12 protein-coding genes and 2 pseudogenes are annotated in these 14,807 nt (G+C 44.7%); 6 read left to right on the forward strand and 8 right to left on the reverse strand.

The window, feature by feature from the left end; translation table 11 throughout:
• The first annotated feature begins 298 nt into the window (after positions 1–298).
• Entirely contained in the window at positions 299–589 is a 291-nt protein-coding gene (locus NIES593_RS10795; protein WP_073599589.1) for a hypothetical protein, read from the forward strand.
• 246 nt (positions 590–835) lie between these two features.
• Here the strand turns inward: NIES593_RS10795 and ureC are convergent, their stop codons facing one another.
• Entirely contained in the window at positions 836–2,542 is a 1,707-nt protein-coding gene (ureC, locus tag NIES593_RS10800; RefSeq protein ID WP_175561102.1) for an urease subunit alpha, read from the reverse strand.
• A gap of 85 nt (positions 2,543–2,627) precedes the next feature.
• Between ureC and NIES593_RS10805 the strand changes: the two genes are divergently transcribed.
• Positions 2,628–3,110 carry a CYTH domain-containing protein gene (locus NIES593_RS10805; protein ID WP_073599591.1) on the forward strand — a complete coding sequence of 161 codons (483 nt, stop codon included), beginning with the start codon at positions 2,628–2,630 and terminating at the stop codon, positions 3,108–3,110.
• A gap of 327 nt (positions 3,111–3,437) precedes the next feature.
• Here NIES593_RS10805 and NIES593_RS10810 read toward each other — a convergent pair whose 3' ends face one another.
• The 3 genes from NIES593_RS10810 to pgl are packed head-to-tail and all read right to left on the reverse strand — an operon-like array spanning position 3,438 to position 6,502.
• The gene (locus tag NIES593_RS10810) at positions 3,438–4,655 is read right to left on the reverse strand and encodes a site-2 protease family protein (RefSeq protein WP_073599592.1); all 1,218 of its coding nucleotides are present in this window, start codon (positions 4,653–4,655) and stop codon (positions 3,438–3,440) included.
• Between the two features lie 58 nt (positions 4,656–4,713).
• Positions 4,714–5,670, reverse strand: a complete 957-nt coding sequence (locus tag NIES593_RS10815; RefSeq protein ID WP_073599593.1) for a double zinc ribbon and FHA domain-containing protein — start codon at positions 5,668–5,670, stop codon at positions 4,714–4,716.
• Positions 5,671–5,728: 58 nt separating this feature from the next.
• On the reverse strand, positions 5,729–6,502 hold the full coding sequence (pgl, locus tag NIES593_RS10820; protein ID WP_073599594.1) for a 6-phosphogluconolactonase: 774 nt from the start codon (positions 6,500–6,502) through the stop codon (positions 5,729–5,731).
• 401 nt (positions 6,503–6,903) lie between these two features.
• On the opposite strand from pgl, the gene hpsJ-B reads away from it, so the two are divergent.
• From hpsJ-B to ftsY, 4 genes are all read left to right on the forward strand, one after another.
• Entirely contained in the window at positions 6,904–7,698 is a 795-nt protein-coding gene (hpsJ-B, locus tag NIES593_RS10825) for a hormogonium polysaccharide biosynthesis protein HpsJ (RefSeq protein ID WP_073599595.1), read from the forward strand.
• 288 nt (positions 7,699–7,986) lie between these two features.
• Entirely contained in the window at positions 7,987–8,733 is a 747-nt protein-coding gene (locus NIES593_RS10830) for a DUF502 domain-containing protein (protein ID WP_175561103.1), read from the forward strand.
• Between the two features lie 65 nt (positions 8,734–8,798).
• Positions 8,799–9,437: a transcription antitermination factor NusB gene (gene nusB / locus NIES593_RS25530; protein WP_073599596.1), complete on the forward strand. Its 639-nt coding sequence runs from the start codon at positions 8,799–8,801 to the stop codon at positions 9,435–9,437.
• A gap of 80 nt (positions 9,438–9,517) precedes the next feature.
• A complete protein-coding gene (ftsY, locus tag NIES593_RS10840; RefSeq protein ID WP_073599597.1) occupies positions 9,518–11,020 on the forward strand; it encodes a signal recognition particle-docking protein FtsY in 1,503 nt (500 codons plus the stop codon).
• 118 nt (positions 11,021–11,138) lie between these two features.
• On the opposite strand, the pseudogene NIES593_RS10845 reads toward ftsY, so the two are convergent.
• From NIES593_RS10845 to NIES593_RS10865, 4 genes and pseudogenes are all read right to left on the reverse strand, one after another.
• A pseudogene (locus NIES593_RS10845) lies at positions 11,139–11,279 on the reverse strand (transposase); the annotation flags it as partial.
• Positions 11,280–11,336: 57 nt separating this feature from the next.
• Positions 11,337–11,867, reverse strand: coding sequence for a serine O-acetyltransferase (locus NIES593_RS25535; protein WP_217651884.1), 531 nt, complete (start codon positions 11,865–11,867; stop codon positions 11,337–11,339).
• A pseudogene (locus NIES593_RS25540) lies at positions 11,865–12,791 on the reverse strand (glycosyltransferase family 2 protein); the annotation flags it as partial. The gene NIES593_RS25535 and the pseudogene NIES593_RS25540, both read right to left, overlap by 3 nt.
• A 398-nt stretch (positions 12,792–13,189) precedes the next feature.
• A complete protein-coding gene (locus NIES593_RS10865) occupies positions 13,190–14,584 on the reverse strand; it encodes an AAA-like domain-containing protein (protein WP_073599598.1) in 1,395 nt (464 codons plus the stop codon).
• Between the last annotated feature and the right edge of the window lie 223 nt (positions 14,585–14,807).

Here is a 14,807-nt window from a genome sequence, read left to right on the forward strand (position 1 = left end):
AGGTTTAAACCTTATCAAGCTTGAGTAGATATTTGTCTACAAAATTAGTAACTATGATTCAGGTATTTCAGTTAGATAATACTCATAAGGCACTTCTGTTATTAATTGCTTTTCTACTAGCTATTGAATCATTAACTGGATTTGGTGTATCGCTTTTTCTATCAATTCCTTTATTTTTTAGTCTATTTCCTGATTATAAAGCCTATCGTCTGTCAATTATCGGTATTACTAATATTAATTTTAGCTTCCAGAGTAATATCAGCAATTGCTGAGTTTTTATCCTCGATCGCTATCCTTGATGATGACACTGCAACAAAGTATCGGTGCGTCTTTAGATAACAGCTTACTGTTTGCGGCGGTGCAAAATAGTGCCGCAGGCTATGCTGTGTTTACCTCTTCGGCAATTGTAGTATTAACGATGACTATTGCCAAAAACTTTGAACGGAACTCTGTTGTTAGCGAACATCAACTGGTATCTTTTGGACTCAAATCAGCATTTTTTATCTATCTCGCACTTGTATTAGGTTTCTGGGCTACCAGTTTGATAGTTCCAAAGATCTTGCACCATTCTCAACAACTGCTGTTATGATAAATTACCTATCCCATCGAAAAAGTCTTCTAAAGAAGACCCGATAGGAATTTTAGTCGATTTTAACCGAGTTGCGCTTTGAGCCTAGAACTAAAGTTCTAGGCGTTGATGCCAAAGGGGCAAGATCTCAGATAGTTCCCAACATATAATGGTTATCGCGATCGCTCATCCGGATTTGATATCACCAGATCGTGAAAAGAATTCCCCAGATTTTGCAAAGACAAAAACAAGCTAACTGATTTAGATTTAAAAAAGGAAATAACGCTGTGCCATGGGTAAAACCGTTGCAGGTTCGCAGGTTAACAACTCGCCATCTGCTCTCACTTCGTAGGTTTCTGGATCGACTTCCATCTTTGGCAAAGCATCATTTAATTTCATATCCCGCTTACTCAAATTGCGGATATTAGAAACCGCCACGGCAGGTTTTTGCAAGCCAATTTTTTCGGGAATTTTTGCTTTCAACGCCGCTTTAGAAATAAAGGTTAAAGAAGTTGCTGCGATCGCGCCGCCAAAACTGCCAAACATGGGACGCATATGCACGGGTTGAGGAGTAGGAATACTAGCATTAGCATCTCCCATTTGCGACCATGCAATAAACCCTCCTTTAATCACAATTTCTGGTTTCACGCCAAAAAAGGCAGGTCGCCACAAACATAAATCGGCTAATTTTCCTTCTTCAATCGAACCCACATAATTAGCAATGCCGTGGGTAATCGCAGGATTAATTGTATATTTGGCAATATAACGTTTAGCACGAAAATTATCGTTTTCTCCTTCTTCTGCCAGCTTTCCTCGCTGTAGCTTCATTTTATGGGCGGTTTGCCAAGTGCGAATAATCACTTCTCCTACCCTTCCCATCGCCTGCGAGTCAGATGAAATCATGCTAAACGCACCAAGATCGTGGAGGATATCTTCTGCGGCAATGGTTTCCCGGCGAATGCGAGATTCGGCAAAGGCAACATCTTCGGGAATGCTTTTATCGAGGTGGTGGCACACCATTAACATATCCAGGTGTTCTTCTAGGGTATTGATAGTGTAAGGGCGGGTGGGATTGGTAGAGGAAGGAAGTACGTTTGCTTCGCCGCAGACGCGAATGATATCGGGTGCGTGACCTCCTCCTGCGCCTTCGGTGTGGTAGGTATGAATGACGCGGTTTTTGAAGGCGGCGATGGTAGTTTCTACAAATCCTGCTTCGTTGAGAGTGTCGGTGTGAATGGCGACTTGTACGTCGTATTCATCTGCGATGGATAAGCAAGTATCGATCGCGGCAGGCGTAGTTCCCCAGTCTTCGTGTAGCTTCAATCCCATCGCACCCGCGACGATTTGTTCTGCTAATCCTTCGGGTTGACTGCTATTGCCTTTCCCCAAAAATCCCAAATTGACAGGAAAAGCATCCGCCGCTTGTAACATCCGGTAAATATTCCATGCGCCAGGAGTACAGGTTGTAGCGTTAGTTCCCGTAGCGGGTCCGGTGCCGCCGCCTATCATAGTAGTAATGCCAGACGCGATCGCAACTTCGATTTGTTGGGGACAGATGAAGTGAATGTGAGCGTCAATGCCTCCCGCCGTGAGAATCATGCCTTCTCCGGCAACGGCTTCGGTAGCGGGTCCGATAATAATATTAACGTTATCCTGAATATAGGGATTGCCTGCTTTCCCTATCTTGTAAATTTTACCGTCTTTGATCCCAACATCGGCTTTAACAATTCCCCACCAGTCGAGAATAAGAGCATTCGTAATTACCATATCGACTGCGCCATCGTCGCGGGAAATCGGAGATTGTCCCATGCCATCGCGGATGACTTTCCCGCCGCCAAATTTGACTTCATCGCCGTAGGTCGTATAATCTTGTTCGACTTCAATAAATAATTCTGTATCTGCTAAACGAACGCGATCGCCTACTGTTGGTCCATAGGTTTCTGCATAGGCGCGGCGATCCATTCTATAACTCATATTTTCTTCTCCTTATCTCCCTATAATTATAGAAGTCAAAAGTCAGTTTTTATGATTTATAATTCAGAATTTATAATTGACGAAAATGGCAGCTGAAATCGAACGAAAGTTTCTAGTTAAAGGAGATTCTTGGCGTTCTTTAGGCACTAGAAAAGTTTATCGCCAAGGCTATATTTCTACAGTTAATGGCATAACCGTTCGCGTGAGAATCGCTGGCGAGAATGGGTATTTGACTATTAAAGGGAAAACAAAAGGGATGACCAGACAGGAATTTGAGTATCCTATCCCAGTTGAAGATGCAAAAATGATGTTAGATACTCTGTGCGATCGCCCTTTGATTGAAAAGATTAGATATAAGATTTATTTAGAAGATTTGCTGTGGGAAGTCGATGAATTTTTAGGAGAAAATAAAGGATTAATTTTGGCAGAAGTTGAATTGAATGATGAGAAGCAAAAGATTGAATTGCCAGATTGGCTCGATCGCGAAGTAACGGGCGATCTAAGATATTACAATTCCAACTTAGCTAAATATCCCTATCAGCAATGGAAAGATTCTGTAGAAATGTGAATTACTATTCATACTGATTTTTTATTTAAAATTTGTAGAGTTTCTTAAACCACACATTAAAGTAATACCATTTTTCATTCATTAATGACAGAGATAGTCGATCGCGAAAACCTGAAAATTGGTATAAGCTTACAAAGCGATCGCTAAGAATTAAAAGTAGTTCTACTCCTATACTTTAGTAATTTGTCAAGTATCGGTAAGAACTTTCTTTCAATTGACAAGTACATTCAATAAAACTTTTGATATCTATAGCGAAACTTCACCCCACCACAAGGGAATGAATTTCCTGATTCGATCGCGGAATTCTTTGCCTATGGGATTAAATGATTATTGATTACTGATTACTGATTTAGCGATCGCAGCTAGTTGCATATAAGCGGGATATGTTCCCTCGGCTTTAATTCGCTTGATTTCTGCATCGGGAATGGACAGATTTTGCCTAACGGCTATGGCTTTAACGAGATCGCCGCGATCGATAACGCCAGCTACCGCACCCGACGGAGAAAGTACTGTAATCCGCCTATCCTCTATCTGTTCTAAGCAATTGATGACTTCTAGCAAAGAAGTCTTTTCTTGCACCGAAGGGATTTCGGTTAAGGGATGGGCAATATTTGCCAAAGTTTTACTCTCCCATTCGCTGCGTTCTATCGAGTGTAAATCTCTCATCCGAATCAAACCGCGATAGCGTCCCTCAGAAGCGGCATAGTAAGTACTAGGAGAAGTTATCTCGGCAAGAATATATTCCTGGGCAAAATCTCGCAGCGTTAGATTGGCGTTAACGACTCGAAACTCACGATCCATCGCATCGGCTGCCACTAAATTTAACAAACTCTCCTGCAACCCAGTCAGGCGATCGTAAGCGCTGGCATTACGCAAAACGAACCAACCAATAAAAGCAATCCAAACAGCACTAATTTCTCCCGTCAGCAAAACGAGCAACAAGCCAACCGAGATTCCCAAAAATCCCATTAACTTCCCGCTTGCAGAAGCCCAGCGCATACCTGAGAAGCGATCGCCCGTACACTTCCAGACAACAGCTTTTAAAACTTGCCCGCCATCTAGGGGAAGTCCTGGAATTAAGTTGAATAATGCCAAAACTAAATTAATCCTAGCTAAATCAGCAGCAACAAATCCTAACAGGCTAGATTCGCTGCCCAAGCGAGTCAGGCTCAAAAACAATGCAAACAGTATCAAACTGACAACTGGTCCCGCGATCGCGACTAGAAAAGCTTCTCCAGGCGTTTTTGATTCTCGGTCGATCGAAGCAATGCCCCCGAAAAGAAACAGGGTAATAGAATTGACGGAAATTCCCTGAGAACGGGCTACCAGACTGTGACCCAACTCGTGCAACAACACCGAAGCAAAAAGCAACAGAGCCAGTATCAGTCCAGCAAACCAGCCCAGTAGTGGCGAACTACCAGACAAACCGCTAGCATTGACATCCCCTGCATTGATAAAAGTAACAAAAGCTAAAATCAAAAACCATGAGAAATCTATATAAAAAGGAATGTCAAATAAAGATCCAATTCGCCAATTCGTTCGCATAGCTCACCCTGAATCGGAGATTGGTAGGAGCAAGAAGTACTTTGCCCCTACAGCCATTTCAACTCAATTGGAAGATAAACGTCACTTTATCTCCCTTGCCCAAACCGATGCGATCGCCACTTCTAAGTCGATGGCGATTACCTGGTAGAAGAGGCGTGTGGTTGATATAGGTTCCATTAGAACTGCCCATATCTTCTATATAGAAAGTATCTCCCTCCACGCGAATATCCGCATGGACGCGAGAGACAATTTCCGAATCTGGAAAACCGGAAACATCGACATCGGGAGGAATCTGCTCGTTAGGCTTACCAATGTGAATAACGGGTAGAGCATAGGAGAGTTCGATCCGAGTTTGCGTTTGAACGTGCAACAAACTCGCCGTTTGAATTTGTAGTCTTGTCGGAGCGCTGCCAGCCATAGGAGTCGAGGGATAGGGGGTGGGAGGCGGAGATGGTGACGAGCTAACTTTAGGCGGCGAGCTAACTTTAGGTGCCGATTTCGGTACGGACAATGGCTTGCTAGGAGGCGGTTCTGGCAGTGCAAGCGAACCCGCTTCTGACTCTGGTTTGGTGGCTTTCGGGTTTGCCGAGACGGGAGGAGCAACTGATGGAGGCGGCGCAATTGGCTTGGGTTCGGAGGATGCCGCCACACCTGGCTTGGAAGACGCAGCGTCGGAACTCTTGCCGACGCGACCGCCATCCGTTGCTGCCACAGCCGAATTAGCTAGGTTTACTGGCTTGGTTTGAATGGATTGCGCAACCGCGATCGCTTCTTCCTTCTCACTTTCGCTAGCCGAAACTCTGTTGGAACTGACGATTGTCTCTGGAATGTCATCAGCAGAGTCGCCCATCTCCTGTTTCAAACTAAAGCCGCACTGACCGCAAAAAGTTGCGTCCGTCTGTACGGGAGCGCCGCAGTTCGGACAGTTAGTCGTTGTCGGCAAAGGCGTGTAGCAAGCTTCGCACTGAATTGCTTCGTCAGGATTTTGGTGGTTGCAATGAGGGCAGACAATCATAGTCACTCATCAGTTATCGGTTATCAGTTATCAGTTGTTAATTATCAGTTGTCAGTTACTAATTATTAGCTTTAAGAGACTGGTCGCCGATCGCTCGTTGGTCACTGGTCGTTGAATTCAGTTCTGCTCCGGCTGCTTTGTCTAGCAGCCACCACAGTTCTCCCTTGGGTTGGACTAATCGTGCGGGATAGGTCATCTCGTCTCCTGAAGGAGCAAAAATTTGCTTTAGAGCAGGTCGTTTGCTTTCGCCCGCGACTAGAAAGATAACGCAACGAGCTTGGTTAATCAGACGGGCAGTAAAGGTTAGACGAGGTTGACCGTCTTTGTTGCCCACTGTTACCAAGCGATCGCTGACTTTAAGTGCCTCGGTACGAGGAAATAAAGATGCCGTATGTCCGTCATCTCCAATGCCCAATAACACGATATCAAAAACGGGAACTTCTCCGCTATGAAGCTTAAACCATTGCTGCAATTCTGTTTCGTAATTTTGGGCATCGCGGGCAGGGTCGCCCGCACTCGTCGGCATGGGGTGAATATTGGCAGCTGGAATGCTAACCCGATCGAGCCAAGCTTGACGAGCCATTCGCTGATTGCTTTCGGGATGGTCTGACGGAACATAGCGCTCGTCGCCCCAAAATACCTGAATTTTCTCCCAAGGCAAAGGTTGCTCCGCCAGGGCTTCGTACAAGGGTTTAGGAGTACTGCCCCCTGATAAAGCCAGCGTACACTGCCCTCGCTCTTGAATGGCGCTCTGCATTTTTTCTAGTACGAGAGTCAGCGATCGCTCTATGAGTGCTTGTTTATCGGGCAAAATCTCAACTAATTTTTTCATCACTATTCCCTTGTCTGACAAGGTTCTCCTTCTTTTACAGAGTGCTGTTTAAACTCTCAAGCAAACTTCAAAAAAACTTTACATCCCATTGGTTTCGGTTTATCTATATTATATTGAAGTGATATTTACAAAAATTCAGGGATCGGAATTCAGCATATTCTGCAACAAAGACTGCGTTCTAGAGAAAAGAACTGTTACGGAATTAGCATTATTTAACAATAATGGTAGGTCGTTCTCAGGCAACTTTGAGTTTTTAATTCCGACCTCTCTCTGTAAAGATGTAACAAACTCTGTTTTTATCTCTAATAATCGATAGTTCGATTTTTATATCAGTCACCCTCATGATAGTTTAGATTTCATTGCCTTAATTCCTAATTTGTAAACAATCGACCATAAAAGCGATGAATAGCTCGACATTTACTTCTTTATCCCTCAAATTAATCGGGACGATCTTCATTCTCTCCTCGTTACTCGACTATGTGACTCTGGGGATCCCTTTTAACTGGCAAAGTGCCCAATGGCAAATTAACTTTGTCACCAGTATTGTCGATCGCGGGATCGTTCCCATGGTAGGTATGGCTCTTATTTTGTTGGGATACTGGATCGATAGCAATAGTGGCAGTCCTGCCAAGGGGCCGGGATTGAGGCTGCCTGTATTTATTCTGGCAAGCGTTCTGGGGCTGCTATTCTTGCTGTTAGTGCCCGTTCACTTGAACAATCTCAATCAGGCTAAAACTGTTGCCCTAGAACAAATCCAGCAGGGAGCCGGACAGGGAGAAGAACAAATCAAAAATCGTTTGGCTCAGATCAATACACTTTCCCAAAATCCTCAACTCATCGACCAAGAACTCGCACGACTCAACCAAATCATTGAAACGGGTCAAGTTCAAGGAAGACAGGTTAATGCTCAAGTCCTAGAACAAGCGCGTCAAACTAGAGATCAACTACAAGGACTCAGAGACTTAGCGAAAAACCCCCAACAGTTCAAACAACGATTGGAGGAGCTGAAAAATCAATGGCAAACTCAATTGCTTGACATCCGACGCAATGCAGAAAATCAAGCCAAGAGCGAAGCACTCAAGCAAGGGCTACGAGTTGGATTGAGTAGCTTAATGCTAGCAATCGGTTACAGCGCGATCGGCTGGCTTGGTTTTAGAGGCTTGGGAAGCATGAAAACCAGCCGCTCCAGAGTTTAAACAAGCTCTACTGAATTCCCGCACCAAAATCGGAGCGGGATTTTTTTAGTTGTCAATTATGATACAATTAGTTTGAAAATCTTAATAAAATTATGTTTTGCTTCGGTTTCAAGCTACATATACACATTAAAAGCCAAATGTCAATACTTGAAACAATTTTTTGCAAGTCTTAAAAATAATAAATATACTGATAGCTATTAAGAAAAAATTATGAATGTTCCGCGCCCTGCTGTATTAGGAACCGTTTAGTTAAAACAGCAGTAGGCTTAATTTCAAAACATCCCTGGTATGAAGAATCTGCCCCCCGTGCTCCAACGCTTCAAGCAGGATCTAAAAAACGACCTTATAGCGGGTCTTCTCGTCGTTATTCCTCTAGCTACGACTATTTGGCTAACGATTACCGTAGCGAGTTGGGTAATCGATTTCCTGACTCAGATTCCCAAACAGCTAAATCCCTTTGACGGTCTCGATCCAATTGTGACCTACTTGCTCAACCTGTTGGTAGGCTTCGCTGTTCCCCTCCTGTGCATTTTGCTGATTGGCTTAATGGCACGCAATATTGCCGGGCGATGGCTGCTGGACTTGGGAGAACAGATTCTACAGGCAATACCCCTAGCTGGAGCGGTCTACAAAACCCTGCAACAAATTCTCGAAACCCTTTTTAAAGATTCCAAAAGCAAATTTCGCCGCGTCGTCATGGTAGAATACCCCCGCCCAGGAATCTGGAGTATTGGTTTTGTGACTGGAACAGTCAGTCCTATGATTCAGTCTCAGATTTCCAAACCCGTTCTAAGCGTTTTTATTCCCACAACTCCCAACCCAACGTCGGGTTGGTATGCGATAGTACCAGAAGAAGAGGCAATTACCCTTTCGATATCGATCGAAGATGCTTTTAAAATTCTCATTTCTGGCGGCATTGTCGGTGCTGATGCCCCTTCCGCCTCAGTACCGCTTTCTTTACCAAGGACATATCAAAAAATGGACCTAGAAACTCCCTCATCCGACGAAAAACGCCGAGCCGTAACCGAATCTTAGCGAATAGCGTCGGTGGTTAGTCGTTAGTCGTTTCCCCTACCGTCTCTTCTTCCCCTCTCTACATTATGCCTCCTCGTCTACAACCTCGCCGCGTTGCCCGCGAAATCGCCCTCTTAAGTCTAAGTCAATTGAAAGGAACTTCAGACAAGCTCGATCGCCAAGAATTAAACGATCTCGTTTTAATCGCTATTAGGACGCTGATCGGCGAGATTCACGAAACGCTAGAAACGTCTGCGACTGAAGTCACGCGCGCTAACGAACAATTATTAAAGAGCGAAACCCGCGCTACTAGCGTTGAAAGTGCTAAAGCAATGGTCAAAGAAGCGATCGCGCTAACGCAAAGTGCCATTAATCGACTAGCGATTGCCGTAGAACTACCAGAATTAGTGCAACTATCGAGCCAGTATGAAGTTCGCGAATACGCGATCGAATTAATTGGAACAGTCAATCGCAGGAGTCGAGAGATCGACCGACAGATTGAAGCCTCGCTTTTGGATTGGCAATTAAATCGCCTGCCGAGGATCGATCGCGATATTTTGCGGATAGCGGTAGCAGAGATTTTATTTCTCGATATTCCCCAAAAAGTTGCCATCAACGAAGCAGTGGAATTAGCCAAGCGCTATTCTGACGAAGATGGCTATCGCTTTATCAACGGCGTGCTAAGGCGAGTGAGCGATCGCCTAAAAGCCGAAGCTAAAAGCTAAAGTCCAGCGATCGATTTGGCAATCCTAATCGTTAAGATCGATTACAGAGAGTTTAGTGTAGTGAATTAACGATCGCTGTTATGTTTAATTGGTTTCGCCGCCAGACGGGAACTCCCTCCCAACCAGAAGAACAAAAGCAAACGCCAGAACAAGCGCCGCCAGAGGCTCAACCTACCGATACCGAATCGACGAAAGAAGAACCCAGTTTGACTCAAGATGAGTATCTCAACTGGGCAAAAACGGCTTTTGCCAATATCCAAAAACGAAAAGCCCAACAAGCCCAGGCACCATCCGAATCGACAGAAACCGTTGTCGAGGGCGAAACCGTAACAGTAGAATCGGCAGCAGAAACAACCGCTCCCATCGCCACGAGTTCAACGCCAACGGTTGAAATACCAGAAACAGAAGCCGCAGCGCCAAAACCGGAAACTTCCGCCCCAAGCCCCGCGCCCGCTTGGATGCGTAAGTCAGATCGGCTAGAAATTCTCAAAGAAACGGCAATTGAAACGCCAGCACCAAAAGCTAAGCAGAAGCCAGTCGCTCCTCCGGTGGCTCCGACAGAAACCGCCGATTTGCCCTTTGATGAAGAGTTTGTTTGGTCGGCTAGAGTTCTAGCCGCTCAAGGACGCAAACCAGAAGATATCTCCTCTGAAGAAATTAGCTGGCTCAAACGGCTGCGCCAAGGACTGGGGAAAACCCGTCGCAGCTTGGTCAACCAACTCAAAGCAATTGTCGGTCAAGGTCCGCTCAACCGAGATGCAGTGATGGAAATCGAGGCGCTGCTTCTCCAAGCAGATGTTGGGCTAGAAGCAACAGATTATATTATTAGTACGCTACAGAATAGATTGCGAGAAGAAGCTTTACCGCCAGAAGGCGCGATCGAATACCTCAAAACAATTCTTCGCGACATCCTAGACCGTCCTTTAAAAAATCTCGGCGATCCCGCTTTTGCCCCCGAAAAAGACATCCTCAATATCTGGTTGCTAACCGGAGTTAACGGGGTCGGAAAAACGACCACAATCGGCAAACTGGCACATCTAGCTCAAAAATCCGGCTATAGCTGCTTGATTGCAGCGGCAGATACGTTTCGCGCTGCGGCAGTAGAGCAAGTAAAAGTCTGGGGAGAGCGCAGCGGAACCCCCGTCATCGCTAATCCAGGCAAAAATACCGACCCAGCAGCAGTCGTTTATGACGGAATTGCAGCAGCTCAATCCCGCAACATAGATTTACTGTTGGTGGATACAGCGGGACGGTTGCAGAATAAGAAAAATTTGATGGAAGAACTGGCAAAGATTCGCCGTATTATCGACAAAAAAGCCGCCGATGCCAAGGTGGAATCGCTGCTAGTTTTGGATGCCACTTTGGGTCAAAATGGGCTGCGTCAGGCACAAGTATTTGCCGAAGTCGCTAAACTCAGCGGCGTGGTCCTAACCAAGTTGGATGGAACGGCGAAAGGCGGTGTCGCTTTTGCCGTTGCCCAACAGCTTAATTTACCCATTCGCTTTATCGGTGCGGGGGAGGGAATAGAAGATTTGCGTCCTTTTTCGAGCTACGAGTTCGTGGAAGCGCTATTGAATGGATAAAAAGCAATCGGCACAGGAGATACAACGAAAATCGAGGGGATCCCCAATCGAGCGCGATAGCGGATTGGGGCGCTAAATGCGAGGCGATGGAGGGATTCAACACCCCGAACATCGCCAATTAATCTTTTGGTCGCTCCTGATTGTTGATGTATTCTTTCAGTTTTTCAATTGGTGCGCCACCCGTCGAGGCAACATAATAGGAACCCGACCAAAAAGATTGAGTCCGATCCCATTTTTTGACTTCATCAGGAAATTCCTGACTCTCAGCGTAGCAGACTGGAGTAGTTCATTTTTAGCTGGAATGCCAACAGCCGTTTTACCTGACAATTTTAGCTGGAATGCCAACAGCTGTCTTACCTGCCGGAATGTCAGAAAGAACGACGGCATTAGCGCCGATGTTAACATCATCGCCAATGGTAATGTTGCCGAGAAGTTTTGCCCCTGCTCCCACGTTCACTCTCGCTCCCAACTTCGGTGCCTCGAACGGGCGATCGAGATGGCTATTTCCCAGAGTCACGCCTTGACGAATAATACAATCATCGCCAATAACGCAATTTCCGTGAATTATAATGCAGTGTTGGTGCTCGATAATGACGCGACGACCCAGCTTGACAGTATAAGGAAGATCGATTCCGTAACAATTGCGAATGGTGCGATATAAAAAGCGATAAAAAACGCTAAAAGGAGCGCGTAATAGTTTGGGTTTGATTTTCATTCTCCAGTTGCCAAACCGATGAACGGCAACCGCACGAAATCCCGGCTTCGTCCAATCGCGTCCGTGGGCTATCCAGTCTTCTTTAATTTGCTCCCACAATCCCGGCTCGACAGTCTCTCGTTGCTTGCCCATTGCATGGCGAAGAAAATCTTCTAGCAGATAGGGAGGATCGGGATCGGGTTTTCTTTGGATTACTCTGCGGACTCTCCACAAAATAAAGCCAAACAACCAGAGAAAATCGGCTAGAGCAGCATACATCCAACCGTGGTTTTTGAGAAAGTAACGCCGCCGAGAATCGAACCAATACTGTGGGCGGCGTTGAGGAGGAATTTTTGTATTTGTTACCCCCGAACTTTGTCCTACTAGATGCACGACTCGACTTTCGAGAACATACCAGCAACTCCATCCTGCTTTCTTCGCCTGCAAGCAAAAATCGACTTCTTCGTAATACATAAAGTATTCTTCGTCCATCAAGCCAATTGACTCGAATACCTCGCGACGAATCATCATGCTGGCACCCGCTACCCAATCGGTTTGACAATCCACGTCAGACACGGGCGGGGCAATTATCCACTTTGATAGTAACCGAGAAATGACTCCTAAGCGCAAACCGGACTCTAACTCGCTCAGGAGAGTATGAAAGCGAAAGGCGGAGTGTTGTGGCGTACCGTCGGGGTCTTCTAGGCGACTGCCTGCAATTCCAACTTGGGGATGTTGCTCCATGAAGTCAACTAGGGTTTTTATGGCTGCCGGACGCGCGATCGTATCTGGATTGAGCAAGAGAATATAATCGGGAGGATAGGAGGATGCGAGAGCGGCTCTTATCGCTAGATTATTACCATAGGCATAGCCGCCATTGCGTTCGGCTGCTAAAATGGTTGCCCAATCGCTCCAACCTTGAGTTTTAATAGCTGTTTCTATTTGTTCTATCGAACCATCGCCCGAATCATTATCAACGACGATCGCGCTCAGATTTGGTAAAGATTTAACTTCATTGGCTAAAGAGTGCAAGCAATCAATTGTTAAAGTCGGTGTTCGATAGTTAACGATAACAATTAATACTTTTTTTTATTATTTAAATGATTTTGGGGCAACATAATAAGATAATACTTTTAAGTTTATAAAAATCTAATTTTCAATAATTAATCATAAAAGCGATCGCGACATCGGATTGAAAATTTTTGTAATTGATTCAAAAACGATATTTTGGGAAATAAAATAGGCGATCGCGTCGTCTCTTTACCTTGCATGTTAGTTTCCCCTGCACGATCGTTTAGTTTCTAAAAATAGGTTGGTCTATTAAAAAAAGTATTGCACTACAATTAACATTCAATCTCAATTGTATTATATTACATTAGAAAAATCTAGCTAAAAAACGAGGACAAGTTAGCAAGCAGTAGCGGTGCTTGCGCTTGCCCTCAGGGACGACAAATTAAAGCTAGTTACATTAATAGTTACAAGCGATCGCAAAAATACTGACGGTACAATTCGCAACTCGGTTGTACTTCATCGCCGACCAATATTACCAACCCCATACTTTCTAACTTATAGGCTAGCGTCGGTTCTAACTGTACTCCCGTCTCGGATGTCACGACTGCTTTCATTGCGGCGGCAAGTTCTGGCGAGGATTGTAAGTTATCCCAGTGGCGACGCAAATGAGAACCATAAATTCCTCCCTGAGTTGGAGCTTCTTGTAATAACTGCTCTTTAGATAAATTCTGATGGCACAGGGCATCAAGTGCCAAGCGAATTAAATAAGGATGTCCGCCTACCATTTCAATCAAGGCAGAAGCAAACTTTTGCATCTCCACATCCTCTGTCCAATCGAGTCCGTAATGCTTGGCGAGAAGTTGCACCTGCTCTAAATTAAACCCCGGTAACTTGACCTGTCGCCCTACATTAAATGGGGATTGATTAGCATCTAATTTGATATACACTTCCGTAGAGTTAGCGATGACTAGCCGCAGATTTTGCCAGATAGGAAGATTGTTGGCTTCTTCGTGCCAATAGCGCAACATGGGTAAAAAATCTTGAGCAATGTCGGTATATTCAAAAATGCGATCGACATTATCCAATCCTAAAGCTAAAGGACTGTCGAGTTGTTCCAATAAATAGCTTTGAAAATAGGTTTTACAGCTCACTAAACTGCCAAACAATTCTTCATCCCAATAGTCATCTAACATTGGTTTTAGACCCAATTCTCGACTAATATTGGCACAAAACCAACGCAAAAATTTATCCAAGCTAGCAAACATTGCTCCTTCTGCCGCTCGCAGGTTTAAATAGACCTTGCGATAGCCACAAGTTTCTGCATAAGCGAGAATCCCTTTCAGTAAAGAAGTTTTTCCCATTTTTTCGGGAGCTTTGATCCGAATTAAAGCGCCTGGCTTAACAATTTCTTGACAGCAGTCAGATTCGATAGGCGGACGTTGAATATAAATGGGAAAATCTGACGTAATGGGAATAGAAGAATTGCTGGGGAGTGGAACCAAAAAATCTAGCGCAATATTGCCTCGCTCGCCTAGAGTCGCCGTTGTTTGATTCCACTCTGGATATTTAATTTCTTTGAGCCATTCTCGCAAGATTTGAAACTTTCCCGGTCCTTTGCTGTGGGGTTCTAATTCCGGGCAACCATTGGGTCTATCTTTAGCAAAATAACTGTAGATTTCCGTCATTTGCTTTTTATAGGTTTCATGGCTTGCGGCTTCTGCCAGTTCCCAAATTTCTTTATCGGGTTTGCGCCAATTTTCGTAAGCAAATCGGACTATAAAAATCTCTTTTAACTTGCCATGTAGGTCATAATCGCTTGCTATTTGTTTGAGAAATCGATCCCAGTCTTTTGGTTTCATCAGACCCCGCGACTTAAAAGGCTTTCTGGTTGAGAAAAATTCTGTAGAATTCCAATTCTACTATTTTCCACTTCGTTCTACTATTTTCCACTTAGGGAAGTACATCTGACTCCGAGATGCTACTGGCATTAGCCGTGTTGGTTGGGACTGACATGCTTTTGTAAAGTCGTTATTCTAGACATAGAGTGAAGGACATTTAAAGATATTAAACGCTAATTGTATA

The sequence above is a fragment of the Hydrococcus rivularis NIES-593 genome, from assembly GCF_001904635.1.
GTDB classification, from domain to species: domain Bacteria; phylum Cyanobacteriota; class Cyanobacteriia; order Cyanobacteriales; family Microcystaceae; genus Hydrococcus; species Hydrococcus rivularis.

Coding starts and splice junctions, on each gene's coding strand:
- NIES593_RS10795 (WP_073599589.1), top strand. CDS start 299: ATGATGACACTGCAACAAAGTATCGGTGCGTCTTTAGATAACAGCTTA.
- ureC (WP_175561102.1), bottom strand. CDS start 2,542: ATGAGTTATAGAATGGATCGCCGCGCCTATGCAGAAACCTATGGACCA.
- NIES593_RS10805 (WP_073599591.1), top strand. CDS start 2,628: ATGGCAGCTGAAATCGAACGAAAGTTTCTAGTTAAAGGAGATTCTTGG.
- NIES593_RS10810 (WP_073599592.1), bottom strand. CDS start 4,655: ATGCGAACGAATTGGCGAATTGGATCTTTATTTGACATTCCTTTTTAT.
- NIES593_RS10815 (WP_073599593.1), bottom strand. CDS start 5,670: ATGATTGTCTGCCCTCATTGCAACCACCAAAATCCTGACGAAGCAATT.
- pgl (WP_073599594.1), bottom strand. CDS start 6,502: ATGAAAAAATTAGTTGAGATTTTGCCCGATAAACAAGCACTCATAGAG.
- hpsJ-B (WP_073599595.1), top strand. CDS start 6,904: ATGAATAGCTCGACATTTACTTCTTTATCCCTCAAATTAATCGGGACG.
- NIES593_RS10830 (WP_175561103.1), top strand. CDS start 7,987: ATGAAGAATCTGCCCCCCGTGCTCCAACGCTTCAAGCAGGATCTAAAA.
- nusB (WP_073599596.1), top strand. CDS start 8,799: ATGCCTCCTCGTCTACAACCTCGCCGCGTTGCCCGCGAAATCGCCCTC.
- ftsY (WP_073599597.1), top strand. CDS start 9,518: ATGTTTAATTGGTTTCGCCGCCAGACGGGAACTCCCTCCCAACCAGAA.
- NIES593_RS25535 (WP_217651884.1), bottom strand. CDS start 11,867: ATGGGCAAGCAACGAGAGACTGTCGAGCCGGGATTGTGGGAGCAAATT.
- NIES593_RS10865 (WP_073599598.1), bottom strand. CDS start 14,584: ATGAAACCAAAAGACTGGGATCGATTTCTCAAACAAATAGCAAGCGAT.